29 protein-coding genes are annotated in these 23,203 nt (G+C 63.0%); 17 read left to right on the forward strand and 12 right to left on the reverse strand.

The genetic code is table 11. From position 1 onward, the window contains the following. Window positions 1-120: 120 nt before the first annotated feature. Both sugE and NKI21_RS03270 read right to left on the reverse strand, forming a co-directional pair. Window positions 121-435, reverse strand: coding sequence for a quaternary ammonium compound efflux SMR transporter SugE (gene sugE, locus NKI21_RS03265; RefSeq protein WP_013528463.1), 315 nt, complete (start codon window positions 433-435; stop codon window positions 121-123). Window positions 436-642: 207 nt separating this feature from the next. Beyond that, a complete protein-coding gene (locus NKI21_RS03270) occupies window positions 643-768 on the reverse strand; it encodes a hypothetical protein (RefSeq protein ID WP_013528464.1) in 126 nt (41 codons plus the stop codon). 211 nt (window positions 769-979) lie between these two features. Between NKI21_RS03270 and NKI21_RS03275 the strand changes: the two genes are divergently transcribed. The 3 genes from NKI21_RS03275 (at window position 980) to NKI21_RS03285 (ending at window position 3,364) form a co-directional block, all read left to right on the forward strand. Next, window positions 980-1,789 carry a transglutaminase-like domain-containing protein gene (locus NKI21_RS03275; protein ID WP_023810752.1) on the forward strand — a complete coding sequence of 270 codons (810 nt, stop codon included), beginning with the start codon at window positions 980-982 and terminating at the stop codon, window positions 1,787-1,789. 143 nt (window positions 1,790-1,932) lie between these two features. Next, window positions 1,933-2,898, forward strand: coding sequence for a cation diffusion facilitator family transporter (locus NKI21_RS03280; RefSeq protein ID WP_352440613.1), 966 nt, complete (start codon window positions 1,933-1,935; stop codon window positions 2,896-2,898). Window positions 2,899-2,959: 61 nt separating this feature from the next. After that, entirely contained in the window at window positions 2,960-3,364 is a 405-nt protein-coding gene (locus NKI21_RS03285; RefSeq protein WP_127296482.1) for a GFA family protein, read from the forward strand. A 20-nt stretch (window positions 3,365-3,384) separates the two neighbouring features. On the opposite strand, the gene NKI21_RS03290 is transcribed toward NKI21_RS03285, so the two are convergent. Next, the gene (locus NKI21_RS03290; RefSeq protein WP_128304190.1) at window positions 3,385-4,656 is read right to left on the reverse strand and encodes a DNA recombination protein RmuC; all 1,272 of its coding nucleotides are present in this window, start codon (window positions 4,654-4,656) and stop codon (window positions 3,385-3,387) included. A 103-nt stretch (window positions 4,657-4,759) separates the two neighbouring features. On the opposite strand from NKI21_RS03290, the gene def reads away from it, so the two are divergent. The 6 genes from def (at window position 4,760) to truA (ending at window position 8,481) form a co-directional block, all read left to right on the forward strand. Next, window positions 4,760-5,290 (forward strand): peptide deformylase, encoded by a 531-nt coding sequence (def, locus tag NKI21_RS03295; protein ID WP_352440665.1) that lies wholly within the window; start codon window positions 4,760-4,762, stop codon window positions 5,288-5,290. 116 nt (window positions 5,291-5,406) lie between these two features. After that, on the forward strand, window positions 5,407-5,667 hold the full coding sequence (locus NKI21_RS03300) for a hypothetical protein (RefSeq protein WP_023810757.1): 261 nt from the start codon (window positions 5,407-5,409) through the stop codon (window positions 5,665-5,667). Window positions 5,668-5,672: 5 nt separating this feature from the next. After that, on the forward strand, window positions 5,673-6,089 hold the full coding sequence (locus tag NKI21_RS03305) for a type II toxin-antitoxin system VapC family toxin (protein ID WP_023810758.1): 417 nt from the start codon (window positions 5,673-5,675) through the stop codon (window positions 6,087-6,089). Between the two features lie 43 nt (window positions 6,090-6,132). Then, a complete protein-coding gene (fmt, locus tag NKI21_RS03310) occupies window positions 6,133-7,086 on the forward strand; it encodes a methionyl-tRNA formyltransferase (protein WP_023810759.1) in 954 nt (317 codons plus the stop codon). After that, window positions 7,083-7,589 (forward strand): GNAT family N-acetyltransferase, encoded by a 507-nt coding sequence (locus NKI21_RS03315; RefSeq protein WP_352440612.1) that lies wholly within the window; start codon window positions 7,083-7,085, stop codon window positions 7,587-7,589. Before fmt ends, NKI21_RS03315 begins: the two co-directional genes overlap by 4 nt. Before the next feature lie 121 nt (window positions 7,590-7,710). Next, window positions 7,711-8,481: a tRNA pseudouridine(38-40) synthase TruA gene (gene truA / locus NKI21_RS03320; protein ID WP_023810761.1), complete on the forward strand. Its 771-nt coding sequence runs from the start codon at window positions 7,711-7,713 to the stop codon at window positions 8,479-8,481. Here truA and NKI21_RS03325 read toward each other — a convergent pair. Further along, window positions 8,448-9,083 (reverse strand): transporter, encoded by a 636-nt coding sequence (locus NKI21_RS03325; protein WP_352440611.1) that lies wholly within the window; start codon window positions 9,081-9,083, stop codon window positions 8,448-8,450. The two genes, truA and NKI21_RS03325, sit on opposite strands and share 34 nt — an antisense overlap. A 5-nt stretch (window positions 9,084-9,088) precedes the next feature. Then, window positions 9,089-10,282: a succinyl-diaminopimelate desuccinylase gene (dapE, locus tag NKI21_RS03330; protein WP_352440610.1), complete on the reverse strand. Its 1,194-nt coding sequence runs from the start codon at window positions 10,280-10,282 to the stop codon at window positions 9,089-9,091. A 127-nt stretch (window positions 10,283-10,409) separates the two neighbouring features. Here dapE and NKI21_RS03335 point away from each other — a divergent pair, with 127 nt between their 5' ends. Next, entirely contained in the window at window positions 10,410-11,450 is a 1,041-nt protein-coding gene (locus NKI21_RS03335) for a 2-dehydropantoate 2-reductase (RefSeq protein ID WP_352440609.1), read from the forward strand. Here NKI21_RS03335 and NKI21_RS03340 read toward each other — a convergent pair. The 4 genes from NKI21_RS03340 to dapD all read right to left on the reverse strand — a co-directional run bounded on the left by NKI21_RS03340 (window position 11,353) and on the right by dapD (window position 13,799). After that, on the reverse strand, window positions 11,353-12,126 hold the full coding sequence (locus tag NKI21_RS03340) for a hypothetical protein (RefSeq protein ID WP_352440608.1): 774 nt from the start codon (window positions 12,124-12,126) through the stop codon (window positions 11,353-11,355). The genes NKI21_RS03335 and NKI21_RS03340 overlap by 98 nt on opposite strands. Window positions 12,127-12,139: 13 nt before the next feature. Continuing rightward, a complete protein-coding gene (locus tag NKI21_RS03345; RefSeq protein WP_023810766.1) occupies window positions 12,140-12,517 on the reverse strand; it encodes a DUF805 domain-containing protein in 378 nt (125 codons plus the stop codon). Then, a complete protein-coding gene (locus NKI21_RS03350; protein WP_128304182.1) occupies window positions 12,510-12,872 on the reverse strand; it encodes a DUF805 domain-containing protein in 363 nt (120 codons plus the stop codon). Before NKI21_RS03350 ends, NKI21_RS03345 begins: the two co-directional genes overlap by 8 nt. A 72-nt stretch (window positions 12,873-12,944) precedes the next feature. Next, window positions 12,945-13,799 (reverse strand): 2,3,4,5-tetrahydropyridine-2,6-dicarboxylate N-succinyltransferase, encoded by an 855-nt coding sequence (gene dapD / locus NKI21_RS03355; protein WP_023810768.1) that lies wholly within the window; start codon window positions 13,797-13,799, stop codon window positions 12,945-12,947. A 226-nt stretch (window positions 13,800-14,025) separates the two neighbouring features. Between dapD and NKI21_RS03360 the strand changes: the two genes are divergently transcribed. Continuing rightward, window positions 14,026-14,871 (forward strand): LOG family protein, encoded by an 846-nt coding sequence (locus NKI21_RS03360; protein ID WP_023810769.1) that lies wholly within the window; start codon window positions 14,026-14,028, stop codon window positions 14,869-14,871. Window positions 14,872-14,952: 81 nt separating this feature from the next. Here NKI21_RS03360 and NKI21_RS03365 read toward each other — a convergent pair whose 3' ends face one another. Beyond that, on the reverse strand, window positions 14,953-15,678 hold the full coding sequence (locus NKI21_RS03365) for a pyrimidine 5'-nucleotidase (protein ID WP_023810770.1): 726 nt from the start codon (window positions 15,676-15,678) through the stop codon (window positions 14,953-14,955). A gap of 160 nt (window positions 15,679-15,838) precedes the next feature. Here NKI21_RS03365 and NKI21_RS03370 point away from each other — a divergent pair, with 160 nt between their 5' ends. The 3 genes from NKI21_RS03370 to NKI21_RS03380 all read left to right on the forward strand — a co-directional run bounded on the left by NKI21_RS03370 (window position 15,839) and on the right by NKI21_RS03380 (window position 18,408). Continuing rightward, complete coding sequence (locus tag NKI21_RS03370; RefSeq protein ID WP_023810771.1) at window positions 15,839-16,600, forward strand: GGDEF domain-containing protein; 762 nt, start codon at window positions 15,839-15,841, stop codon at window positions 16,598-16,600. 195 nt (window positions 16,601-16,795) lie between these two features. Beyond that, a complete protein-coding gene (locus NKI21_RS03375; RefSeq protein WP_023810772.1) occupies window positions 16,796-16,972 on the forward strand; it encodes a hypothetical protein in 177 nt (58 codons plus the stop codon). Then, the gene (locus NKI21_RS03380) at window positions 16,969-18,408 is read left to right on the forward strand and encodes a GMC oxidoreductase (RefSeq protein WP_352864511.1); all 1,440 of its coding nucleotides are present in this window, start codon (window positions 16,969-16,971) and stop codon (window positions 18,406-18,408) included. Before NKI21_RS03375 ends, NKI21_RS03380 begins: the two co-directional genes overlap by 4 nt. Before the next feature lie 22 nt (window positions 18,409-18,430). On the opposite strand, the gene phhA is transcribed toward NKI21_RS03380, so the two are convergent. Then, entirely contained in the window at window positions 18,431-19,267 is an 837-nt protein-coding gene (phhA, locus tag NKI21_RS03385; protein WP_128304180.1) for a phenylalanine 4-monooxygenase, read from the reverse strand. Window positions 19,268-19,405: 138 nt separating this feature from the next. Here phhA and NKI21_RS03390 point away from each other — a divergent pair, with 138 nt between their 5' ends. The 3 genes from NKI21_RS03390 (at window position 19,406) to NKI21_RS03400 (ending at window position 22,192) form a co-directional block, all read left to right on the forward strand. Beyond that, window positions 19,406-19,882, forward strand: coding sequence for an Lrp/AsnC family transcriptional regulator (locus NKI21_RS03390; RefSeq protein WP_128304179.1), 477 nt, complete (start codon window positions 19,406-19,408; stop codon window positions 19,880-19,882). A gap of 117 nt (window positions 19,883-19,999) precedes the next feature. Further along, window positions 20,000-21,586 (forward strand): magnesium-protoporphyrin IX monomethyl ester anaerobic oxidative cyclase, encoded by a 1,587-nt coding sequence (gene bchE / locus NKI21_RS03395; RefSeq protein ID WP_352864514.1) that lies wholly within the window; start codon window positions 20,000-20,002, stop codon window positions 21,584-21,586. Between the two features lie 207 nt (window positions 21,587-21,793). Further along, entirely contained in the window at window positions 21,794-22,192 is a 399-nt protein-coding gene (locus NKI21_RS03400) for a RidA family protein (protein ID WP_352440605.1), read from the forward strand. Window positions 22,193-22,229: 37 nt separating this feature from the next. Here NKI21_RS03400 and argB read toward each other — a convergent pair whose 3' ends face one another. Further along, window positions 22,230-23,123: an acetylglutamate kinase gene (argB, locus tag NKI21_RS03405; protein WP_128304177.1), complete on the reverse strand. Its 894-nt coding sequence runs from the start codon at window positions 23,121-23,123 to the stop codon at window positions 22,230-22,232. Between the last annotated feature and the right edge of the window lie 80 nt (window positions 23,124-23,203).

Raw genomic sequence — 23,203 nt, forward strand, 5'->3', positions numbered from 1 at the left:
TCGGCTTCGAGAATCAGGGTCGCCTCGCAGCGGCCCTGATTGTGTTTGTCCCATGCATGTCGCCCATAAGTGGTCCCGGTTTTGGGAGGACGACATGCATAAAACAAGAAGCGCTATCGGTCAGGCGGCGAACTTCAATCCCATGATGCCGCAGACAATGAGCGCGATGCAGGCCAGCCTGATCGCGGTGGCTGGTTCGCCGAGCAGCCAGATGCCGAGCAGTGCCGTACCGACGGTGCCGATGCCGGTCCACACCGCATAGGCGGTGCCGACGGGCAGCGCCTTCAGCGCCAGGCCGAGCAGAGTGAGGCTGACGACCATCGAGGCAACGGTCAGCACGGTCGGCACCAGCTTCGAGAAGCCATCGGTGTATTTGAGGCCGATTGCCCAGCCGATCTCGAACAGGCCGGCGAAAAAGAGAAGAATCCACGACATCGACAACGCTCCATCAGAGCATCGGGCCGAAAAGCGATTTTCGGCGTCCGACGATCAGTCAAACAATGGCGGGTCGTCCCGTCCGGATTTTGGGGAAGCGCGAGGTCGTCCCCGCCACGCCAATATAGGAATTTCGAGCGCTCGATCAACAACGACCGGCAACAGCGCTGCCGGTCGCAATCCCATTTCGAAGCAAATCGGCCGGACTTACTTGTCCTTGAGCTTCATCGCCTTCACCGGCGGCGCCTTCAGGGCCGGAGCCGGGGCGGGCTTCTTGGCGTCCTTCTTCGGCTTGCGGGCTTCCTTGCCTGCCTTCATCGCACCTTTAGCCATGATTCGTTCCTCCTGATGTGGGAAGCGAAGTGAAACAAGAGAACCGCCGGACTGCAAGGGGTTAGCGACTGCTGCCGCCGTCAGCGGCTCGCTTTCAACCGGTTTCTAATTTGCTCGTAAACCATGGCGGTCCATGCCATGGTTGTCTTCGCACTGCAGCATCAACCCGTGCCTCCGCCCGGTGATCGTCAGGCAGGCCGTCAGGACGACAATGCGAATTCACATCGGCTGCGAGATGAGCTTCGACTTTCCGCAGGAAACGCCGCTCATCGCAATGCTGAATGTCCACTATTCGCGTGCCTCCGATCTCGAGCGGCCGGATTTCCTGATCTCCAACCCGCCGGTGCCGATCGAAAGCTATCGCGACAGTTTCGGCAACTGGTGCAACCGGTTCGTTGCGCCGCCCGGGCGTTTCACCTTCGGCACCGACGCGGTGATCCGCGATCCCGGCACTTTCGAGATGGGCGACCTGATGGCCTGGCAGCACGAGGTGCGCGATCTGCCGGCGGACACGCTGCTGTTTCTGCTGCCCAGCCGTTTTTGCGAAAGCGACCTTCTGGCTGATGAAGCGTGGCGGCTGTTCGGCAACACGCCGCTGGGCATTCCGCGCGTGCAGGCGGTCTGCGACTTCGTCCACAATCACATCGTCTTCAACTACGGCAATGCTCGGCCGACACGCACCGCCGCGGAAGCCTATCGCGAACAGAGCGGCGTGTGCCGCGACTATGCGCATCTCGCGGTCACCTTCTGCCGGGCACTCAACATCCCGACGCGCTATTGCACCGGCTACATCAGCGACATCGGTATGCCGAAACCATGGGCGAGCATGGATTTCTGCGCCTGGATGGAAGTCTATCTCGGCGGCCGCTGGCATGTCTTCGACCCGCGCAACAATGCACCGCGCATCGGCCGCATCCTGATCGCCTCCGGCCGCGACGCCGCCGACGTTCCGTTGACCCATATATTCGGGCCGGGAACGCTTGCCGGCTTCAAGGTGTGGACCAGCGAGATCATCGAGTAGTCGTTCTGCCTACCAGTCTCTAACGACAAACCTCTTTAACGACCGCCGTTTTTGAACGAGCCAGCGGTTCACACGTTGTGGTGGCTGTGGAGCTTCTTCCATCTGACCATTAGACTGGGTGTGCATCGAATGGGGACAGCACCATGGCCGGGCACGGCGGCTCAAAAAAGGTGATCTACGCGGCGCTCGCCGGCAATTTCGCCATCGCGCTGACCAAGTTCGCCGCCGCCGCCTTTACCGGCAGTTCGGCGATGCTGTCGGAGGGCGTGCATTCGCTGGTCGATACCGGCAATGGCGGCCTGCTGCTCTACGGCATGCACCGTGCCGCCCGCCCGGCCGACCGGACGCATCCCCTCGGTCACGGCCGGGAACTCTACTTCTGGAGCTTCATCGTCGCGCTCCTCGTCTTCGCGCTGGGCGCCGGCGTGTCGTTCTACGAAGGCGTGATCCATATGATGGCGCCGGAGCCGGTCGCCAACGCCGAGGTGACCTACATCGTGCTCGGCCTTTCCTTCCTGTTCGAAGGCAGTTCGTGGTGGGTGGCGCTGAAAGAGTTCCGCCAGCAGAAGGGCAAGCAGGGCTGGCTGCGGGCGGTGCAGTCGAGCAAGGACCCGAGCGTCTACACCGTGCTGTTCGAGGACAGCGCAGCACTTCTCGGCCTGATCGTCGCGTTCGCCGGCATCCTGGCGGCGGAAGTTCTGGAGATGCCGGAACTCGACGGCGCCGCCTCCATCGGCATTGGGCTGATCCTGGGCGCGACGGCAATCTTCCTGGCCCGCGAAAGCAAGGGCCTGCTGATCGGCGAGCCGGCCTCGCTCGAGGTCCAGAGACAGGTGCTGACGATCGCCCAGCAGGATCCGGCGGTGCAGCGGGCGAACGGCGTGCTGACCGTCCATATGGGGCCGGCAGAGATCGTCGCCGGGCTCAGCATCGAGTTCGAGGACCATTTGACGGCGCCCGAGATCGAAGCTTGCGTCGAGCGCCTGGAGGCGCAGCTGAAGAAGGAGATGCCGGAGATCACGCGGCTGTTCGTCAAGCCGCAGACGTCAGGCACCTGGGAGCAGCGGCGCAGGCTGATCGAGAACGCATCCGATCCGACCCTGGACTAGCGGCGCGCCATTGCCTCACGGCCTTGCCCCGCTAGATTGAAGGGACTTTGGAGGAACGAAGATGAGAATAGACGGCGGCTGTCATTGTGGCGCCATCACCTACGAGGCGGAGGTCGACCCGGAGAACACCGGAATCTGCCACTGCACCGATTGCCAACAACTGACCGGAACGGCTTTTCGCGTGACCGTGGGCGCGCCGGAAGGCCACTACCGGATCACCAAGGGTGCGCCAAAGGTCTATATCAAGACAGGATCGAGCGGCGACAAGCGCGCGCAGGGCTTTTGCGGCGAGTGCGGCTCGCATCTCTACGCGACATCGGTTGGCGACGGGCCGAAGGTTTATGGCATCCGGGTCGGCACGGCGCGGCAACGTGAACAGCTGGTCCCGAGACGGCAAAGCTGGCACCGCTCGGCGCTGCCCTGGTTGCCGGAATTCCCGGGTATGACGACCAAGGAAGAGCAGTAGGGCGGATCCGGCGCTGCTGCTCAGTCGTCGCCTTCGACGACCCTCAGCCTGAGCTGCCCGGTTTTCGAATCGGCAACGCGCGCGCCAGTATCGACTTTCGCGGCGGGAGCCCGTGACGCTGCGTCCGCGGCGGCATCGCCGTCGGGCTGCGCGCCGAACTCCAGCGCTTCGATCTTCTGGCCGCGCTTGGTGACCTTCGACGTCGAAACCAGGATGTCGTCGATGTCCTTGGCCGACTGGCCGAAATGGACCTGCAGCTTGCGCACCCGCTCATCGACACGCGCGACATCCTCCATCAGCCGAATGACCTCGCCCTGGATCAGATGCGCCTGTTCGCGCATGCGGGCATCCTTGAGGATCGCCTGGATGACCTGGATCGACAGCATCAGCAGCGACGGCGAGACGATGACGATTCGGGCACGGTGCGCCTTATGGACGATCGCCTCGAAATTCTCGTGGATCTCGGCGAACACCGATTCCGACGGCACGAACATGAAGGCCGTGTCCTGCGTCTCGCCCTGGATCAGGTATTTTTCCGAGATATCGCGGACATGGATCTCGATGTCGCGGCGGAAGGCCTGCGAGGCGGCCTTCTGCAGGTCGGCGCCGTCGGCGGCGCGGATGGCATTCCAGGCCTCGAGCGGAAACTTGGCGTCGATGGCCAGCGACGGCGCGCCGTTCGGCATCTTCACCAGGCAGTCGGGACGGCTGCCGTTCGACAGCGTCGCCTGGAATTCATAGGCGCCATGCGGCAGGCCGTCGGCAACGATCGCCTCCATGCGCGACTGGCCGAAAGCACCGCGCGTCTGCTTGTTGGAGAGGATCGCCTGCAGCTGCACGACCTGGCCGGCGAGCGACTGGATGTTGCCCTGCGCGACATCGATGATAGCCAGCCGCTCCTGCAACTTGGCCAGGCTCTCATGCGTGGATTTGGTCTGCTCGGTCATGGTCTGGCCGAGCCGGCCGGTCATCGCGTCCAGGCGCTGGCCGATCGATTGCGTCAGCTCCGCCTGCCGTGCGCCGAACACTTCCGCAATGGCGCCCATGCGACCCTGCATTTCGGCCTGGCTTTGCAGAATTCCGGCCATCCGCGCCTCGGCATCGCGGGCATGATCGGCGGCTTCCGCAGCCGCCACGGCGCGCGCCTTCGCCGACCGCCACAGCGCAACGACCAGCGCCACGAACAGGGCCAGAAACAGCAAAGCGCCGAAGGCCAGCGCATGGCCGAGCGTGATGGTTGTGGCGCCAAGCCGGGCGACAGGCTCCGAAAGGATGGTGCTCAAATCATTCATGTGGACAGCATAGACGATTCGCCGCGATAGCACAGATCAAAACGTGAACGAGCCTCATGCCAACCGGTTGACGCTTTTCGCTGGAGGTCTTACGTGGAACGCCATGCCGATCAAGCCGCTCATCATCCTTCCCGACCCCATCCTGCGCCAGGTTTCCCAACCGGTGGAGCGTGTCGACGCGCCCCTGCGCAAATTAGCCGACGACATGCTGGCGACCATGTATGACGCACCGGGCATCGGTCTGGCGGCAATCCAGATCGGCGAGCCGCTGCGCTTGCTGGTGATCGATCTCGCCAAGGAAGACGAGACGCCGGCGCCGCATGTCTTCATCAATCCGGAAATCCTGGAGAGCGCCGATGCGCGCTCCGTCTACGAGGAAGGCTGCCTGTCGATCCCGGATTATTACGCCGAGGTCGAACGCCCGGCCGCCGTACGGGTCAAGTATCTCGACCGCGACGGCAAGCTGCAGGAGATGGAGGCCGAGGGCCTGATGGCCACCTGCCTGCAGCATGAGATCGACCACCTCAATGGCGTCCTGTTCATCGACCACATCTCGAAGCTGAAGCGCGACATGGTGGTGAAGAAATTCAAGAAGCTCGCCAAGGACAAAGTGCCGGGCAAGCTGGTGGGATAGGGCATGCTCTGTCGGAGCACGGCCCCTCCGATCAGCCTCGGCGGTTCAGCTTCACGAACCTTCGATTGAAAATACCGACTTGCTGTGATATCAGTGATATCACGTAGGAGGTGTCTATGGGTGACATGCTGATCCGTGGGATCAATCCGGAATTGAAACGGCGTCTCGAGGAAAGTGCGCGGCTGAACAGGCGCAGCCTTTCGGAGGAAGCGGTCGTCTTGATACAGAAGGGTTTTGCAACACAATTTGCTGGCGCCGAAAAAGTCGGCGATCGCCTCTATTCGCTCGTCGGCGATGATCGTTTCACAAGCGACGAGATTCAGGAAATAGCGAGGTCGCGAAGTGAGGCCGATCGTGGGCCGCCTGATTTCCGTTGACCGAAATGATTATACTGGACACCAACGTCATATCGGACGTGCTATCGCGGCAACGGAGCAAAAACGTTCTCAACTGGTTGAATGGCCAAGAGCCTGCGACCCTTTTCCTCTCCACCATTGTTTTTGCAGAGCTCTATTTCGGAGCCTACCTCGTTCAGGAGGCCATCCGGCGAGATGGTCTTCTCCAAAGCATTTCGAGGATCCGGGGCGAATTTTCGGGTCGGATCCTGGTTTTTGGGGATCTGCCCGCAGAACACTATGGCCGCATTGCCGCGGCAAGACGACTCGCTGGCAGACCTGTCGAAACCAAGGACGCGATGATAGCTGCGATCTGCCAGGTGCACGACGCCACGCTTGCCACCCGCAACGTTCGAGACTTCGACGGACTTGACCTGAAGCTGGTAAACCCGTTTGAAGCCTGAGCTGACTTCCCGGCGCAGGTAGAGAGAAGGTCTCGGAAGAAAAATGCCCCTTCGCGTCATCTTCATGGGCACGCCGGAGTTTTCGGTGCCGACTTTGCGCGCGATCGCCGAGGCTGGCCATGAGATATCAGTCGTCTATACCCAGCCGCCGCGCGCTGCCGGACGGCGCGGGCTGGAGCTGACACCGTCGCCGGTGCAGCGCGAGGCGGAGCGACTGGGCATCGAGGTGCGAGCGCCGGTTTCGCTCAAAGGCGAGGCCGAGCAGACCGCCTTCCGTGCCTTGCGGGCCGACGTCGCCGTGGTCGTCGCCTATGGCTTGCTGCTGCCGAAGGCGGTTCTGGAGGCGACCCGGCTCGGCTGCATCAACGGCCATGCCTCGCTTCTGCCGCGCTGGCGCGGTGCCGCGCCTATCCAGCGCGCCATCATGGCCGGCGACCTGGAAAGCGGCATGATGGTGATGCGCATGGAAGAGGGGCTGGACACCGGCCCGGTCGGGCTGATTGAAAAATGCGCCATCGAACCCGATATGACAGCCGGCGATTTGCATGATCGGTTGATGAGCGTCGGTGCTGCCTTGATGGTGGAAGCGCTGGCGCGGTTGGAAGGGAACACCCTGACATTCACCACACAAGCTGTGGAGGGGGTGACCTACGCCAAGAAAATCGATAAATCCGAGACTCGCGTGGACTGGACTCGCTCAGCAAGTGAGGTCCACAATCATATTCGCGGCCTGTCGCCCTTTCCCGGCGCCTGGTCGGAGATAGGAATTGGCGGCCGCCGGGAGCGGCTGAAACTGCTTCGCTCGACGCTGTCGCAAGGCCTGTCGCTTTGGGAAGAGTTGGGCGAGTCGGGAGGAATTCTCGATGACCGGCTGACGGTCGCCTGCGGGGCAGGCGCGATCAGGCTGGTCGAAGTTCAACGGGCGGGCGGAAAGCCCGCTGCCGCGTCGGAATTCCTGCGCGGGGCCAAGATCGAAAAAGGACTGAAATTCTCATGAGCATGATGTCGATACGCGCGGCAACGCCGCGGGATCGCGAGGCCATCCGCCTCGTCGAGGAACACGCTTTCGGCCAGCAGGCGGAGGCCGGTCTGGTCGACGCGCTGGTGACTGGCGGCAACGCTGTTGCCGAACTGGTGGCGGAAGAGGACGGTCAGGTGGTCGGCCACATCCTGTTTTCGCGGCTGTTCGTCCAGGATGGCGGCAAGACCTTCGCCGCCGTGGCGCTCGCGCCGCTGGCGGTGGAGCCCTCGTTCCATGGCAGCGGCATCGGCGGCGCGCTGATCCGCGAGGCGCATATCCGCCTCAGGGATGCCGGCGAAACGCTGGCCGTGGTGCTCGGCGACCCCACCTATTACGGGCGTTTCGGATATAGCCACACGCGTGCCGAGAACTTCGAGAGCGAATACCAGGGCGAAGCGCTGCAGGCGCTGGCTTGGGGCGACGCGCCTGACGCCGGCAGGCTGGTATACGCCTCCGCCTTCACCGCTCTCGCCGCCTAGAACAGTCCACCGTTTCATGGAAACGGCGAACTGCTCTACCTCTTTGTTTGAACGCAATTCCGAACGGAAAACCGTTTCACACTTTTCCTGGAATTGCCCGAGGCGAGAGCTCTAGTCGCAAATGCCGCGTTTTCGCCTCGACATCGAATATGATGGCAGCCTGTTTGCCGGCTGGCAGCACCAGGCGGATCAGCCTTCGGTGCAACAGGCGATCGAGCGGGCGATCGAAAAATTCTGCGGCGAAGCGATCAGGCTGCGCGCCGCCGGCCGCACCGATGCCGGCGTGCATGCGACAGCGCAGGTGGCGCATGTCGATCTCGTCAAGGCGTGGCCGGGCGACAAGGTGCGCGATGCCGTCAACGCCCATCTGCAGGCGGCCGGGGCGCGCATCGCCATCTTGAAAGCGACGGTCGTTTCCGACAGCTTCGACGCCCGCTTCTCGGCCATCGGCCGCCACTATCTCTACCGCATCCTAAACCGCCGTGCCCCGGCCGCGCTCGACAAGGGCAAGGTGTGGTGGGTGCCGAAGCGGCTCGACGCCGGCGCCATGCACGAAGCGGCGAAAGTCCTGCTCGGACGGCATGACTTCACCACCTTCCGCTCGACCCAGTGCCAGGCCAACAGCCCGATCAGGACGCTGGAACGGCTCGATGTGAGCCGACAGGGCGACATAGTCGAGGTCAGGGCTTCGGCGCGCTCGTTCCTGCACAACCAGGTGCGTTCGATGGTCGGCTCACTGAAGCGCGTCGGCGACGGCGGCTGGAGCGCGGCCGACCTGAAAACGGCGCTCGAGGCGCACGACCGCGCCGCCTGCGGCCAGGTGGCGCCGCCCGACGGGCTGTTTCTCACCGGTGTCGATTATCCAGTCGAGACGAGCCCGGACAGGCTCTGAACTCCGACATCGTCCGGCACGGTGATGCCGAGCAGCGTCTGCAGGCCGAACAGCACCAGCAGCGAGGCGATGAACATGCCGACGAAAACGGCGGTGCCGACCGATGCGCCCCTGCCGATCGTGGCGTTGGTCATGCGCCAGGTCAGCACCATCGACAGGGCAAACAGGAACAGCGACACAAGGCTCGCAGCCTGGCTTGCGGACGACAGGAAAAGCCGGATCAGCGCCGAGGGCAGCATCAGCCAGGCGGTGATGGCCGAAGCCCAGTTGCTGGCGACGACGTAGTGGACGAAGCGGCCGCCGATGCCGGCGCGCGGCGCGATCAAAGCGAGCGCAACCAGCGGCAGCACCCAGGAGCCGATGTCGACCGTCGCCAGGCGCACCAGCATGCTGAAGCGCCCCGCGAAGGCGTCGGGATCGCCGATTTCGTTGGCGATGCCGACCCAGCCGACGATCAGCGCCGGTGCTGCAACGACAATGGCGAAGAAGGAATTCCAGAAGCCGTCGGCCGATAGGTCGAGCAGGCGCAGGCCGTCGACCTTGCCGAGCATCAATCGCCAGGCGCCCGTCAGCGAAGCTTGGGTTTCGTCCGCCGAAAGCATGCTGTTCAGCCCTGTCCGAACCAGTCTTCTATGAAGCGCTGGTAAATTTGCGTCAGCGTTTCGAGATCGGCAATGGCGACGCGCTCGTCGACCATGTGCATTGTCTTGCCGACCAGCCCGAACTCGACCACCGGACAATAGTCCTTGATGAAACGCGCGTCGGACGTTCCACCGGAGGTGGACAGCGTCGGCTCCTTGCCGACCGCCGACTTGATCGAGCCGCGCAGCGTTTCGATAAGCCTGTCGTCGCGCGTCAGAAAGACATGGCTAGGCCGGTCGCGCCAGACGAGCTCGTAGTCGACCGGCGTCTTCTTGCCCTGCCGGTACTTCTTGCGCCTGGCCGCCTGGTCGAGCCGGTTGTGGATCTCGGCCTGCAGGGTCTCGTCCGTCCAGGTGTCGTTGAAGCGGATGTTGAAGGTCGCGGTCGCTTTGGCCGCAATGACATTGGTGGCGGGGTTGCCTACATCGATGGAGGTGATCTCCAGATTGGTCGGCTGGAAATCCCTGGTTCCCTTGTCGAAAACCGGATGCAGCAAGGCGTCGACCAGGCTCATCAGCCCGCGCACCGGATTGTCGGCAAGCAGGGGATAGGCGACATGGCCCTGGCGGCCATTGACGGTGACGGCGCCGGACATCGAGCCGCGGCGGCCGATCTTGATCATGTCGCCGAGAGCGTCCGGATTGGTCGGCTCGCCGACGACAGAGGCATCCCATTTCTCGCCCCGCGAAGCCGCCCATTCGAGCAGCTTCACCGTGCCGTTGATCGCGGGGCCTTCCTCGTCGCCGGTGATCAGCAGCGAGACCGACCCTTTCGGACCGCCATTGGCCTCGACATGGCGCGCCACGGCGGCGATGAAACAGGCAATGCCGCCCTTCATGTCGACGGCGCCGCGGCCATACATCTCGCCATTGGCGATCTCGGCGGCGAAAGGCGGATGCGTCCAGGCGGCTTCGTCGCCGACAGGCACCACGTCGGTGTGTCCGGCGAACATCAGATGCGGGCCATTGCCGGAGCGCCTTGCATAGAGGTTTTCGATATCGGGCGTGCCGTCTTCGGAAAACACCGGCCGATCGACCAGGAAGCCGAGCGGTTTGAGCATCGTCTCCAGCGCGGTCAGCGCGCCGCCCTCAGCGGGCGTCACCGAAGCGCAACGGATAAGGGCGGCGAGGTTTTCGGCGGGATCGGTCGGCAGCGTCATGGCAAAAGCGATAGTCGAAAGCGCAGGGCCTGTCACGGCCAGACATAGGGGCCAGCGTCATGGCTGGCGATACCGCCGATATTATGGTTTTCATGTCTTATAGTTGCGACCCGGCGCGGGCGGCAGGATGGCAGACAAGCACAAACGGATCGTCATAGCCGGTGCCGGCAGCATCGGCTGCTATGCCGGCGGCTGCCTGGCGCTGGCCAACCGAGAGGTCATTCTGCTGGCTCGGCCTCGCATCGAGGCAGCGTTGCGGCAGGGTGGATTGCGGGTCAGCGACCTCCAGGGCCCCGATCGCTCGATCAAGCCCGAGGCGCTTGTCGTCACCGCCGATCCGGCCGTCGCCCTGCCGCCGGCGGACGTGATCCTGGTCACGGTCAAGAGCGGCGCCACCCAGGATATGGCGGACCTCATCAAGGCCCATGCCCGCCCCGATGCCGTGGTGATCAGCCTGCAGAACGGTGTCGGCAATGCCGACAGGCTGCGCGCTGAACTTGCCGGACGTACGGTGCTGGCCGGCATGGTGCCGTTCAATGTGGTGCAGTCGCCGGACAGCGAACTGCCGCTGCGCGTTCACCGCGCCAGCGACGGCACGGTAATGGTCGAGGATGGCGACGCCGGCTTGGCCGACCTGCTTGGAGTCGAAGGGTTTGCGGTCGAAACCCGTGGCGACATGAAGGCTGTGCTGTGGGGCAAGCTGCTGATGAATTTGAACAACGCACTGGTGGCGCTTTCCGGTCTGCCGCTCGCAACCGAACTGGCCGATCGACGCTGGCGGCTGATCCTGGCCAGCCAGATCGACGAGGCACTGAGAGCGATGAGAGCGTCCGGCATCGAGCCGGCGCGGATCGCCGGCCTGCGGCCGGCGCTGCTGCCGAAGGTGCTCAGGCTGCCGGACTGGCTGTTCAAGCTGCTGGCGCGGCGCATGCTGGCGATCGACGCGCAGGCGCGCTCGTCGATGTGGGACGATCTTCAGCGCGGCCGGCCGACGGAGATCGACGACTTGCAAGGCGCCATCTTGCAGCTGGCGGGGAAGGCCGGCACGCCCGTGCCGACGGTTCAGCGGATCACCGCCTTGGTGCGCGCGGCGGAAGCGGAGCGGCTTGGCTCGCCGGGCCTGGCGCCGGAGCAGGTTGTTGCACCGGCCGGCCGTCGATCAACGTGATCTTCTGCCAGATTTTCCGCGACAGGTTTGACGCCAGGTTCTCGATGTCGTTGACGCCGTCGATGACCACGTCGTCATTGACCGACTGTGCGAACAATGCGGCGATCTTGCCCGTGATCGACAGCATTTCGGAGCAATAATCGAGGTAACGGGCCAGGTCGGCGGCATTGGTGATGCGGGCGGGCGAATGCGACGTCGGCTTGAAATCGGCCGACAGCGCCGCCGGATCCTTGGTCAGCTGATGCATGTCGATGACGTGGATCAGCGAGCGCAGGCCATGCAGCTGGCGAAAGACCTGCTTGCGCTTGATGCGCTCCTCGGAGCGGATCAAGGCGAGAAATCCGACAATGGCGAGGATGAACATGTTGAGCGAAGCTTCGATGCCTTGCACCGACTGGACGGCATCACCGGGTTTGGAAATGCGGTCGAATGGCAGGACGGTGCCGACGAAGATGAACATCAATGCGCCGGCAACGACAGCGGCGACGATGAGGCCGCGCAGCCACCAGATCGGCGCTTCCAGGGCCTTGGCGCCCTGTGCCAGATCGCGCGACAGCGAGACCAGTTCGGCGGCAACGCCGCGCAGGCCGGCCTTGGGGAAACGCTCCGCAACACGCGTCTCCAGCCGTTCCGCGGTCTCGATGATCAGCTTCGGATCAAGCGTGCGGTAGCGCATGTCCGATCGGCCCTCAGGATTGTTCCGGCTCGTTGGTGCGCCGGCCATAGCGGTTGGGTCCAGGCTGCCCCGGAAACAGGCACAACACAAGGAAGGCGACGATCGAGACCACCGGCACGAACAGGATCAGCGCGGCAATGCCCGGCTTGTCCAAATCGTGCAGCCGCTTCACCGCCAGGGCGATGTTCGACCACAGCGAGGCGATGAAGGCGACGAAGAAGATGAACGACCACATGTTGCTCTCGGCCGAACCTTCCGGCACCAGCGTGAAGCGGTAAAGCGGGAAGGCCTGGATGATGGCGACGAGCAACCCGCCAAGAAAATAGGCCGCGCGACTGACGCGGCCCGAGGTTTTGAAAAAAAGCCAGGTGAGATCTGATCTGTCAGGCAAGCGGGTCCGGTCCATATTGATTGGCGCCCCTGGCGCCTTCGAGAATGCCGCATTCCACCAGAAACCAGATCGGGCCGATGAGCGGCACCAGCATGATCAGGCTCCACCAGCCCGACTTGCCGCGATCATGCCAGCGCTTGGCGTAGACTGCGAGTGCGAAATAGATCGAGGCCAGAGCGATGAGAATGCCGATGATGCCGATCTGGGCGCCACTGGCGGTGGTGATGCGTGTACCGAGAATCGCATCGAGAATAAAGGCAACGATGCCAATGACGATGAAAACGCCAATCGCGGCCCAGAACTTGCCACGGTTTATGCGACCATCAAAACTTGTGAGCAGATCCTTCCAGTCCATGTCACCCCTCCATGTTGAACCAGCGCGACCGATTGTCGCGCCGACGGAAGGTGCGCTCGCTTTGCGCAAAGATCAATCGCGCAGCAATTCGTTGATCGAGGTCTTGGAGCGGGTCTTGGCGTCGACACGCTTGACGATGACGGCGCAGTAGAGGCTCGGACCTGGCTCGCCGTTGGGAAAGGACTTGCCCGGCATCGTTCCGGCGACGACGACGGAATTCGGCGGCACTTCGCCATAGAAGATCTCGCCGGTGGCGCGGTCGACGATCTTGGTCGACTGGCCGATGAAGACGCCCATGCCGAGCACCGAGCCTTCGCGCACGATGCAACCTTCGACCACTTCCGAACGCGCGCCGATAAAACAATTGTCCTCGATGATGGTCGGGCCGGCCTGCATCGGCTCCAGCACGCCGCCGATGCCGACGCCGCCGGAAAGATGCACGTTCTTGCCGATCTGGGCACAGGAGCCTACCCCGACCCAGGTGTCGATCATGGTGCCGGTATCGACATAGGCGCCGACATTGACGAAGGACGGCATCAGCACGGCGCCCGGCGCGATATAGGCCGAGCGACGCACGATCGACCCCGGCACGGCACGAAAGCCCGACTTTTCGAAATCGACAGCGCCCCAGCCATCGAACTTCGACGGCACCTTGTCCCACCACATCGCTTCGCCGGGACCACCCTTGATGATCTCCATCGGATTGAGCCGGAAGGACAACAGCACGGCCTTCTTCAGCCACTGGTTGACATGCCACTTGCCGTCGGCCTGCCGCTCGGCGACGCGGACGGCGCCGCGGTCGAGCAGGTCGAGCGCCGACTGGATGGCATCGCGCGTTTCGCCGCGCGTCGCAGTCGAAATCGCGTCGCGTTCCTCGAAGGCCTTCTCGATGGTCTTTTCGAGGCTCGCCAGATCGGGCTTCGACATGAATTCGCTCCATTACCAAGCTGTTAAGGGGCTGCGCCTTAACCTGTTTTGAAAGTCGCGCGGACCCCATGCATGCTTCGCATGCTTGCGTCTTTGCATGTAGCAGGTTCTTGTCACAAAACCGCGGGACACTTTTGCGGAACCTGCTTATGTGAAGCCTTGGTGAGGGTCAATCGCGGCTGCGTCATGGGGCGGCGCAAGTTAAGAATTTGGACGGGTAGAGCATATGACACCTATGGAAAAGGCGGGCTGGACGCCACTGCCGCATTCGGACGAGGATCTGGAGCGGTCGAAGAGTGTGCCGGACACGCCGCAGACGCGTGCCGAAACCTACCGGCTCGCCTGGAACGATCCCGACTTCATGACGCGGCGCGAGTTGCGCGCGGTCCGGCTGCAACTCGAACTCCTGAAACCGGAGATGATCCTGGCCGAACGCGGCATCCGTTCGACGGTGATCCTGTTCGGCGGCGCGCGCCTGCCGGAACCCGGCGGCGAGGCCTGGGCGGCCAAGAACGAGACGCAGAAGAAGAACCTCGAGGAAAACAGCAAATACTACGAGGAAGCGCGCAAATTCGCCCGCCTCTGCTCGCAGCAGTCGGCTACCTCCTATTACCGCGAATATGTCGTGGTGACCGGTGGCGGGCCCGGCGTGATGGAAGCGGGAAACCGCGGCGCCGACGATGTCGGCGCGCCGTCGATCGGCCTCAACATCGTCCTGCCGCACGAGCAGGCGCCGAACATCTATGTGACGCCGGAGCTCTGCTTCAACTTCCATTATTTCGCTATCCGCAAGATGCATTTCGTCATGCGCGCCAAGGCGGTCGCGGTGTTTCCGGGCGGCTTCGGCACGATGGACGAATTCTTCGAGACGCTGACCCTGATCCAGACAGGGCGCATGGAGCGCGTGCCGGTGATCCTGTTCGGCAAATCCTTCTGGAAGCGGGCGATCAATCTCGATTTTCTCGCCGAGCAGGGCACGATCAGCCCCGGCGATCAGGACATCATCGACTTCGTCGACACCGCCGACGAAGCCTGGGGGATCATCAGCCGGTTCTACAAGCTGGGGGAGTAGGGCAGTGGGGAATTGAAGAACTGGTGAATTGAAGAACTGGGGAACTTGATCCGTGGAGACCGTCCTTCATTCTTCAATTCTTCAATTCTTCAATTCCCCTCTTCCTTCCCCCTCCACAATCGCCGTCAGAAACCCCGCCAGATCGTCGGTTACGAAATCGACATCATCCTCGTTGGCCGGGTCGCGCTCCCAGATCTCGGCAAAGGTCGGCTCGAAATTGCGCGGCACGATAAGCACCGTGGTCATGCCGAGCGACTTCGGCACCGACAGGTTACGGGCAAGGTCTTCGAACATCACCGCATTGTGGCCGGTGACGGCGTGCAGTTCGGCGAACTTCTCGTAGGTCTGGCGCGCCGGCTTGGGATTGAGCCCGGCGGCGACGATGTCGAAGATGTCGTCGAAATGGTCGAGGATGCCGAGTTGGCGCGCGGTGCGCTCGGCGTGCCTGCGGTCGCCATTGGTGAAGATGAACTTGCGGCCCGGAAGCTGGCGGATGGCGGTGCCGAGAACGGGATCGGGCACCAGCCATGAATAGTCGATGTCGTGGACCTTCTCGAGGAAATCGTCGGGGTCGATGCCATGACGTGTCATCAGGCCGTTCAGCGTCGTGCCATATTCGCGGTAGAGTTCCTTCTGCAACTTGCGCGCATCGTCGCGCGGCAATGCCAACAGTTCGCCGACATAGGCGGTCATCTTGACGTCGATCTGCGAGAACAGATTCGAATGATGCGGATAGAGCGTGTTGTCGAGATCGAAGACCCAGTCGGTGACATGGGCGAAGCGGGCGGGGTCAGGGAGCGTGGTCATAGGCTCCTTATGGCATGAAACGCGCATTCCGAAAGCGACTTTATCCACAACTTCTGCTCGTTGAGGTTGCGTAAATCGCCTCACGATTCAAATTTTAGGCATCTGGGAAAGGTGGCCTTCAGGGCTTGCTGGCAGAGAGGCAGTCTTGTGGGAGCAAGCGATGAACAGCATAATTCTGAGATCCGCCGCCGTTGCTTTCGCCTCAGTCGCGGCCTCTCTCCTGCTGACCCTGATCATCGTTCCGGCCATGGGATTTCCGGTCAATCGTACGATCTGGCTGACCTCCACCCTCTGTCCGCTGGTGCTGGCGTGGGCCGCCAGCGCAAGCACTTTCTGGCAAAGCGACAGGCTGAAAAACGCGCATCGCGATCTCGCCCGCGCTCATGCCCAGCTCGCCGCCGCGCATCGCCGACTGGCGGAAAAGGCGAGCCGCGACGACATGACCGGCATGCTCAACCGGGAAAGTTTCTTTGCCGCGCTTGACGGTTCGCGCCGCAAGTCCGATCGCGGCGCGCTGCTGATCATCGACGCCGACCACTTCAAGACCATCAATGACAATTTTGGCCACCTGACCGGCGATGACGCGCTGCTTTTGATCGCCAGCGCGATCCAGCGCGGCGTGCGCAGCGGCGATGTGCTCGGCCGCATCGGCGGCGAGGAGTTCGGCGCCTTTCTGATCGGCGCCACCGAGCAGGAGGCCAAGCGCGTCGCCGAGCGCATTCGCCGCGAAGTCGAGCTGATCCGCTTCCGGCCCGTCGACGAGCGGACCATCCCGCTCACGGTCAGCATCGGCGGCACCATCTGCGGCGAGGAAGCCAGTGTGTCGGAGCTGATGCGCGCCGCCGACCGGCGCCTCTACCAGGCCAAGCACCAGGGCCGCAATCTGACGATCATCGATACCGGCATTTCCGAGGCGGCGTGATCCGATCTGCCGCAACCGGCCCGTTAAGCAAACTCTAACCCTGTTTGCACTCGGTTGTACCGCTTAGCCGGGTTTTCACTGCTTCACGGCCAGACTTGGCACGATACTGGCTTCCACGGTGATGCATGTGTCGTTCCGGGAATTGCCGTTCTGGGAACGCCCATGCAGTGCCGAAGCCCAGACGAGAAACCAGCCATGAGTTTCATCATCAAAAGAATGTCACGCCGCGCGCTCGTGCAGGCGTTGATCGCATTGCCTGCCCTGTCTTTGTTCCGCAAGCTGCCTGATGCCGATGCCGCCGATCCAGAGCCCGACCCGAACGAGATCGTCGAGGTCAATGGCTGGATCCTGAAGCGGAGCGACTTGGCATGATCTTTGACAGCTACGAGGCGTATCGCGCCGCGAACTTCACTCCAAAAGTCTGCATCCTCGGCTCCGGCCCGGCCGGTACCACCATTGCCCGCAAGCTTGGTGCGGCCGGCATTCCGGTGGTGGTGATGGAGGCCGGTCCGCGCGAATTCAGCGACGAGTCGCAGGGCTTCTACCGGGGCAGCACGGTCGGGGATTTCTATTTCGATCTCGACATAACCCGGCTGCGGTTCATGGGGGGCAGTTCCAACCACTGGGCAGGCTGGTGCCGCGTCCTCGACAAGCAGGATTTCGAGCCGAAGGCCTGGGTACCCGACACGGGCTGGCCGATCCGCCGCACCGACATCGAACCCTATCTGCCGGAAGTGCGCGACATTCTCGACCTTCCGGCCCTCCGGCCCGATATGCCGATCTCGAACGACATTCGCTGGGTGCAGCTGATCAAGAGCCCGGCCGTGCGCTTCGCCGAGAAATTCGGCGATGAACTCGACAAGGCCACGAACATCGCGGTGGTGCTCAACACTTGTGCCACCGAACTTGCCGGCGACGGCAGACGCGTGACTGGCGCCAGACTGTGGTCGAACGGGCAGGATGCCGGCTCCTTCAGCGCCGACTATTTCATCGTCTGCACCGGTGGGCTGGAGAATTCGCGGCTGCTTCTGTGGTCCAACCAGCGCTCGAACGGCGGCGTCGTGCCGAATGCGACGGCGCTTGGCCGCTACTGGATGGAGCATCCGACCTTCGAGGGCGGCAATGCCATCCTGACCGACTACAACGCGTTCGAGGTCGATGCCGTCAACGAGGCCTTCTTCTCGCCGACACTTGCCGCCATGGAGCGGCTGCAGATCATGAATTTTGGCATCCGGCTGATCGAGACGCCGTATCCCGGCGTCAAGAGCCTTATCGCCGACCTCGCCTGCACGGCGCCCGACATGGCCGAGTGGATGTCCTCCAAGCTCAGCCAGAGGCTGCGTTGCGCCGCCCAGCTCTACGTCGCCTGGGAACAGGCGCCGCTGGCATCCAACCAGATCGAGTTGTCGAAGACCGATGTCGACCACGCCGGCGTGCCGCGCATCGAGCTACACTGGAAGAAATCGGAAATGGAGCGCCGCACACTGCTCGAAGGGCTCAGATTGTTCGGCAAGACACTGATCGAGAAGAATCTCGGCCGCGTGCGCATTGCCGATTGGATCAGCAACGGCCAGGACTATCCCACCAACGACGAGACGGCGGGCCATCATCACATGGGCGGCACGCGCATGGGCACCGACGTCACCAAAAGTGTTGTCGACGCCAACTGCAAGATGCACGGCATGGACAATCTCCATGTCGGCGGCTCCTCGGTGTTCTGCACGTCAGGTCAATGCAACCCGACGACGACAATCACCGCGCTGGCCTGCCGGCTCGGCGACCATCTGAGCAAGGTGGTCACCGCCTGACGGCTGCAGGGCAACGTGCTGCCTAGAGCATCGCCGGGTCAAGCGCCGGCTGGTCCTTGCGCCGGGCGACGATCGCCTCGAAATCGGCGGTCTGGAAGGCATCGCGCAAGGCGTCGAAGGACGGCAGCACGAAATAGGCGCGCTGGAACTTGTCGATCTCGTAGCCGGTGCGCATCACCGTTTCCAGGTCGAAGGGCACGTGGTGGGCGTCCTTGCCTTCGACCGCGAACTGCAGCTCGGTAAACGACGACATCAGGCCGGCGCCAAAGGCCTTTAGCGGCTGGCCGGCCTCCTGCATCAGGCCATATTCGGCCGTGTACCAGTAGAGCCGGGAAATCATCTCGTCGCCACCCAGCGCGATGATGTCGCCGGCCTTCTCGCCATACATCTGCATGAAATCGGCGAACACCGGTTGCGACAGCGCCGGCACGTGGCCGAAGAAATCATGGAACATGTCGGGCTCGACAATGTAGTCGAGCTCCTGCCTGGTCCGCAGCCAGTTGGTGACCGGGAAGCGGCGATCGGCGAGATGATCGAAAAACGGGGCCGCGGGAATGAGCCCCGGCACCGCGACGATCTGCCAACCGGTCAGTTTGCGCAGCTTGGCGCTGACCTCGTCGAAATCGGGAATACGGTCGAGCAGGCCGAGTTTTTCGACGCCGTCGAGATAGGAATGGTGGGCGAGCTTGCGCGTCAACTTGGTCTGGCGGTCGCACAGCGTGCGCCACACCGCCTGCTCTTCTTCGCTGTAATCGTAACCCTGCGACACGGTGAAATCGGCACGGCAGACCGAATAGTCACCGCGCAATCCTTGCGCCGCGCAGTCGCGGGCGTATTCGGCAACGCTCATCGTCGTCATGGTTTTCTCCTCGCAAATCATGAATGGCAGACGTGCCGAAAGGCTACCCGGATTTGCCGAGGGAAATCGGTTTTGATGATGGCTCGAACGGAATATTCGAGATAATATCCACTCACAAAACCCTCTCTCGGAGTGAAAATGCCTCAGTTCGACGATTTCGAGATCAAGATGCTCGATGTCCTGCAGCGCGACGGGCGCAAGCCGGTTTCCGAACTGGCGCAAGAGATCGGCCTGTCGACGACGCCGTGCGCGCGGCGTTTCGAGGCGCTGCAGGATGCCGGCATCATCAAGGGTTTTGCCGCGGTGATCAGCCGCCGCGCGGTCGGGCTGATGGTCGAGGTGTTCATCCAGGTGCGCCTGGTGAGCCACAGCGACGGCTCGCCCGAAAGCTTCATCGCCGCCGTGCAGCGCATGGACGAGGTGTCGTCGTGCTGGACGATGACCGGCGACCATGACTTTCTGCTGCATGTCATGGTGCCGTCGGTCGACGAGCTCAACGCTTTCGTCATGCACCGGCTGATGCGGCTCGACGGCGTGCGCGACGTCCACACGCAGTTGGTGCTGCAGAACATCAAGGGGCCGGGCCATGTGCCGCTCGGGCATCTCCGGAAGTGAGAATGCCTCCTTTCCTCACCCCTTAAGCAAAAGCTGCACGCAAACTGCTGAAACGGGCCAAGCGCGTGTCCACATCGCCGGCCAGCTTGCGCGGACCAAATGCCCAAGAGGTCCGCCATGAAAATCGTCCTGATCAATCCGCCGCACACCGCCATCGGCAGCCGCGTGCCCGACGATCATTTGCCGCCGCTCGGCCTGCTGGCGATCGGCGGGTCGCTGATCGATGCCGGGCACGAAGTACGGCTCGTCGACGCCGAGTTCGGGCCGATGCCGCTCGATGACGTCGTGCGCAACGCACTGGAGGACCACCCCGACTTCGTCCTGATCGGCCATTCCGGCTCGACCTCGGCGCATCCGACCGCCTTGCTGATCGCTGAGCAGATCAAGCAGCGGGAGCCGGCGACCATCATCATCTATGGCGGCGTTTTCCCCACCTATCATTGGCGCGACATCCTGTCCGCAACGGATACATTCGACTTCATCGTGCGCGGCGAGGGCGAAGCGACCGTCGTGGCGCTGGTCGAGGCGCTGGAAATGCGCCAGCCACCGGCGAGCGTGGCCGGCATCGCCTATCGCGACGATCTGCGCCGTCCCTTTGCCACGCAGCCGGCCATGACCATCGCAGAACTCGATGCCTACCGCGTCGGCTGGGAACTGATCGATCACGGGCGCTACAGTTATTGGGGCGGCAAGCGTGCCGTGGTCATGCAGTTTTCGCGCGGCTGTCCGCATCTGTGCAACTATTGCGGCCAGCGCGGCTTCTGGACCCGCTGGCGGCATCGCGATCCCGTAAAGTTCGCCAAGGAGATCGCCTGGCTGCACCGCGAGCACGGCGTCGAACTGATCAATCTCGCCGACGAGAATCCGACGGTCTCGAAGAAGGCCTGGCGCGTCTTCCTCGACGCCCTTATCGCCGAGAACGTGCCGGTGCTGATCGTCGGTTCGACCCGTGCCGACGACATCGTGCGCGATGCCGACATCCTGCATCTCTACCGCAAGGCCGGTGTCATCCGCTGGCTGCTCGGCATGGAAAACACCGACGAGCAGACGCTTCAATTGATCCGCAAGGGCGGCAGCACCTCATCCGACCGCGAGGCGATAAGGCTGTTGCGCCTGCACGGCATCCTGTCGATGGCGACCTGGGTTGCCGGCTTCGAGGACGAAGGGTTTCGCGATCTGTGGCGCGGGTTTCGCCAGCTCATCGCCTACGACCCCGACCAGATCCAGGCGCTTTATGTGACGCCGCATCGCTGGACGCCGTTCTTCCGCATTGCGCGGGATCGCAAGGTGATCCAGCAGGACGCGCGCCTTTGGGACTACAAGCACCAGGTGCTGCAGATGACGCGTCTGAAACCCTGGATGCTGTTCTTCAGCGTCAAACTGATCGAGCTCGCAGTGCAATCGCGGCCCAAGGCGCTGGCGCGCATCCTGTTCCACAGGGATCCCGAGCAGCGGCATTCGATGCGCTGGTACACGCAGATGGGCCGCCGCGTCTGGTTCCGCGAGGTCTGGGGTTTTCTGGTCCGCGACGTCAGGGTGAAAGACGGCCCGACGCTGGCTGAATTCTGGGGCGCGCCGCAGGACGCCGAGGAGGAGTCAATGACCGTTCGACGCCCAGCGCGCAAGCTGACTCTGCCTGGGACCGCGATTCGTCGAATGCCTGACCGCGCAAATGAGCTTGGCCCGCAGCCGATACTATCCTGAAAATAACATACGCTGCGTATGCATATTGACATACGTCGCGTATGCACCCACATCGCGCATGCGGGGCGTATGTCAAAAATCACCCCGGATTGGTGGAGCGCAGCGATCCAAAACCCCGAAGCCTTGCGAACGGCTCTCGCCCTCTCGGCGACGCCACGTCGCGATCGTCGGGAGGTCGGACCTGCCTTGTCTAGATGGAGTGAAACTATGACCAAACGCGACGCGATCTTCCCTGCTGGCCGGCAGGCTCTCTACGAGATCAACCGCTATTCGGCGGCGATCCGCTCGGGCGACCTTCTGTTCGTCTCCGGCCAGGTCGGCAGCCGCGAGGACGGATCGCCCGAGCCGGTCTTCGAAAAGCAGGTCCAGCTGGCCTTCGACAATCTCGCGGCGGTGCTGAAGGCCGCCGGCGGCACGTTCGACGACATCGTCGACGTGACCACGTTCCACACCGATCCGGCCGCGCAATGGGAGGCGATCGATGCCGTTCGAAAGAAGGTATTCGGTGAGCCGCCTTACACGAACTGGACCGCGGTTGGCGTGAACTGGCTGGCGGGATTCGATTTCGAGATAAAGGTCATCGCGCGCCTTCCCCAATCTGCCTGAACGACCGGCGGCGGACGATCAGCAGATCGGCCGCCGCTCAGGGGACGATCAACGTGCCGGCGCCGTGTTCGGTGAACAGTTCCAGCAGCACCGCATGCGGCGTCTTGCCGTTGAGGATGACGACGCCTTCGACGCCGCGTTCGATCGCTTCGATGCAGGTCTCGACCTTGGGGATCATGCCGCCCGAGACCGTGCCGTCCTTGATCAGCGCCTTGGCCTCGGCCACGGTCAGTTCGTCGATCAGCTTCTTGTTCTTGTCGAGCACACCCGGCACGTCGGTGAGGAACAGCAGGCGCGTCGCCTGGCAGGCGCCGGCAATGGCGCCGGCAAAGGTGTCGGCATTGATGTTGTAGGTGTGGCCGTCGCGGCCTGGCGCCACCGGCGCCAGCACCGGGATCATCTCGGAGCGTGCCAGAAGATCGAGCAAGGTGCGGTCGACCTCGACCGGCTCGCCGACGAAGCCGAGATCGAGCACGCGCTCGATGTTGGAGTCCGGGTCGATCATGGTCTTGCGGGCCTTTTCGGCGAACACCATGTTGCCGTCCTTGCCGCACAGGCCGATCGCCCATTCGCCCTCGGCGTTGATCAGCGCGACGATCTCCTTGTTGATCGAACCGGCCAGCACCATTTCGACGATCTCGACCGTCTTCTGGTCGGTGACGCGCAGGCCGCCCTCGAACTTCGATTCGATGCCCATCTTGGCCAGCATGGCGCCGATCTGCGGGCCGCCGCCGTGGACGACGATCGGGTTGACGCCGGACTGCTTGAGCAGCGCGATGTCGCGCGCGAAGGCCTTGCCGAGCTCGATGTCGCCCATGGCATGGCCGCCATATTTCACCACGACCGTCTTGTGCTCGTAGCGCTGCATGTAGGGCAGCGCCCGCGACAACAGGGCTGCCTGCATTTCGGCGGTGGCGGTTACTTCCGTCATCGGCTTGGCTCCCGGCTTTTTATTTTAAGCATGTCGCTGTCCCAAACCGCTGGACACTTCTGGGCGACATGCATCAGGTA

The organism is Mesorhizobium sp. M0715 (genome assembly GCF_040320355.1).
Classification (GTDB): domain Bacteria; phylum Pseudomonadota; class Alphaproteobacteria; order Rhizobiales; family Rhizobiaceae; genus Mesorhizobium.

What these genes read in the sequence shown, in the direction of transcription:
- sugE (WP_013528463.1), bottom strand. Translation starts at nt 435, where the DNA reads ATGTCGTGGATTCTTCTCTTTTTCGCCGGCCTGTTCGAGATCGGCTGG.
- NKI21_RS03270 (WP_013528464.1), bottom strand. Translation starts at nt 768, where the DNA reads ATGGCTAAAGGTGCGATGAAGGCAGGCAAGGAAGCCCGCAAGCCGAAG.
- NKI21_RS03275 (WP_023810752.1), top strand. Translation starts at nt 980, where the DNA reads ATGCGAATTCACATCGGCTGCGAGATGAGCTTCGACTTTCCGCAGGAA.
- NKI21_RS03280 (WP_352440613.1), top strand. Translation starts at nt 1,933, where the DNA reads ATGGCCGGGCACGGCGGCTCAAAAAAGGTGATCTACGCGGCGCTCGCC.
- NKI21_RS03285 (WP_127296482.1), top strand. Translation starts at nt 2,960, where the DNA reads ATGAGAATAGACGGCGGCTGTCATTGTGGCGCCATCACCTACGAGGCG.
- NKI21_RS03290 (WP_128304190.1), bottom strand. Translation starts at nt 4,656, where the DNA reads ATGAATGATTTGAGCACCATCCTTTCGGAGCCTGTCGCCCGGCTTGGC.
- def (WP_352440665.1), top strand. Translation starts at nt 4,760, where the DNA reads ATGCCGATCAAGCCGCTCATCATCCTTCCCGACCCCATCCTGCGCCAG.
- NKI21_RS03300 (WP_023810757.1), top strand. Translation starts at nt 5,407, where the DNA reads ATGGGTGACATGCTGATCCGTGGGATCAATCCGGAATTGAAACGGCGT.
- NKI21_RS03305 (WP_023810758.1), top strand. Translation starts at nt 5,673, where the DNA reads ATGATTATACTGGACACCAACGTCATATCGGACGTGCTATCGCGGCAA.
- fmt (WP_023810759.1), top strand. Translation starts at nt 6,133, where the DNA reads ATGCCCCTTCGCGTCATCTTCATGGGCACGCCGGAGTTTTCGGTGCCG.
- NKI21_RS03315 (WP_352440612.1), top strand. Translation starts at nt 7,083, where the DNA reads ATGAGCATGATGTCGATACGCGCGGCAACGCCGCGGGATCGCGAGGCC.
- truA (WP_023810761.1), top strand. Translation starts at nt 7,711, where the DNA reads ATGCCGCGTTTTCGCCTCGACATCGAATATGATGGCAGCCTGTTTGCC.
- NKI21_RS03325 (WP_352440611.1), bottom strand. Translation starts at nt 9,083, where the DNA reads ATGCTTTCGGCGGACGAAACCCAAGCTTCGCTGACGGGCGCCTGGCGA.
- dapE (WP_352440610.1), bottom strand. Translation starts at nt 10,282, where the DNA reads ATGACGCTGCCGACCGATCCCGCCGAAAACCTCGCCGCCCTTATCCGT.
- NKI21_RS03335 (WP_352440609.1), top strand. Translation starts at nt 10,410, where the DNA reads ATGGCAGACAAGCACAAACGGATCGTCATAGCCGGTGCCGGCAGCATC.
- NKI21_RS03340 (WP_352440608.1), bottom strand. Translation starts at nt 12,126, where the DNA reads ATGCGCTACCGCACGCTTGATCCGAAGCTGATCATCGAGACCGCGGAA.
- NKI21_RS03350 (WP_128304182.1), bottom strand. Translation starts at nt 12,872, where the DNA reads ATGGACTGGAAGGATCTGCTCACAAGTTTTGATGGTCGCATAAACCGT.
- dapD (WP_023810768.1), bottom strand. Translation starts at nt 13,799, where the DNA reads ATGTCGAAGCCCGATCTGGCGAGCCTCGAAAAGACCATCGAGAAGGCC.
- NKI21_RS03360 (WP_023810769.1), top strand. Translation starts at nt 14,026, where the DNA reads ATGACACCTATGGAAAAGGCGGGCTGGACGCCACTGCCGCATTCGGAC.
- NKI21_RS03365 (WP_023810770.1), bottom strand. Translation starts at nt 15,678, where the DNA reads ATGACCACGCTCCCTGACCCCGCCCGCTTCGCCCATGTCACCGACTGG.
- NKI21_RS03370 (WP_023810771.1), top strand. Translation starts at nt 15,839, where the DNA reads ATGAACAGCATAATTCTGAGATCCGCCGCCGTTGCTTTCGCCTCAGTC.
- NKI21_RS03375 (WP_023810772.1), top strand. Translation starts at nt 16,796, where the DNA reads ATGAGTTTCATCATCAAAAGAATGTCACGCCGCGCGCTCGTGCAGGCG.
- NKI21_RS03380 (WP_352864511.1), top strand. Translation starts at nt 16,969, where the DNA reads ATGATCTTTGACAGCTACGAGGCGTATCGCGCCGCGAACTTCACTCCA.
- phhA (WP_128304180.1), bottom strand. Translation starts at nt 19,267, where the DNA reads ATGACGACGATGAGCGTTGCCGAATACGCCCGCGACTGCGCGGCGCAA.
- NKI21_RS03390 (WP_128304179.1), top strand. Translation starts at nt 19,406, where the DNA reads ATGCCTCAGTTCGACGATTTCGAGATCAAGATGCTCGATGTCCTGCAG.
- bchE (WP_352864514.1), top strand. Translation starts at nt 20,000, where the DNA reads ATGAAAATCGTCCTGATCAATCCGCCGCACACCGCCATCGGCAGCCGC.
- NKI21_RS03400 (WP_352440605.1), top strand. Translation starts at nt 21,794, where the DNA reads ATGACCAAACGCGACGCGATCTTCCCTGCTGGCCGGCAGGCTCTCTAC.
- argB (WP_128304177.1), bottom strand. Translation starts at nt 23,123, where the DNA reads ATGACGGAAGTAACCGCCACCGCCGAAATGCAGGCAGCCCTGTTGTCG.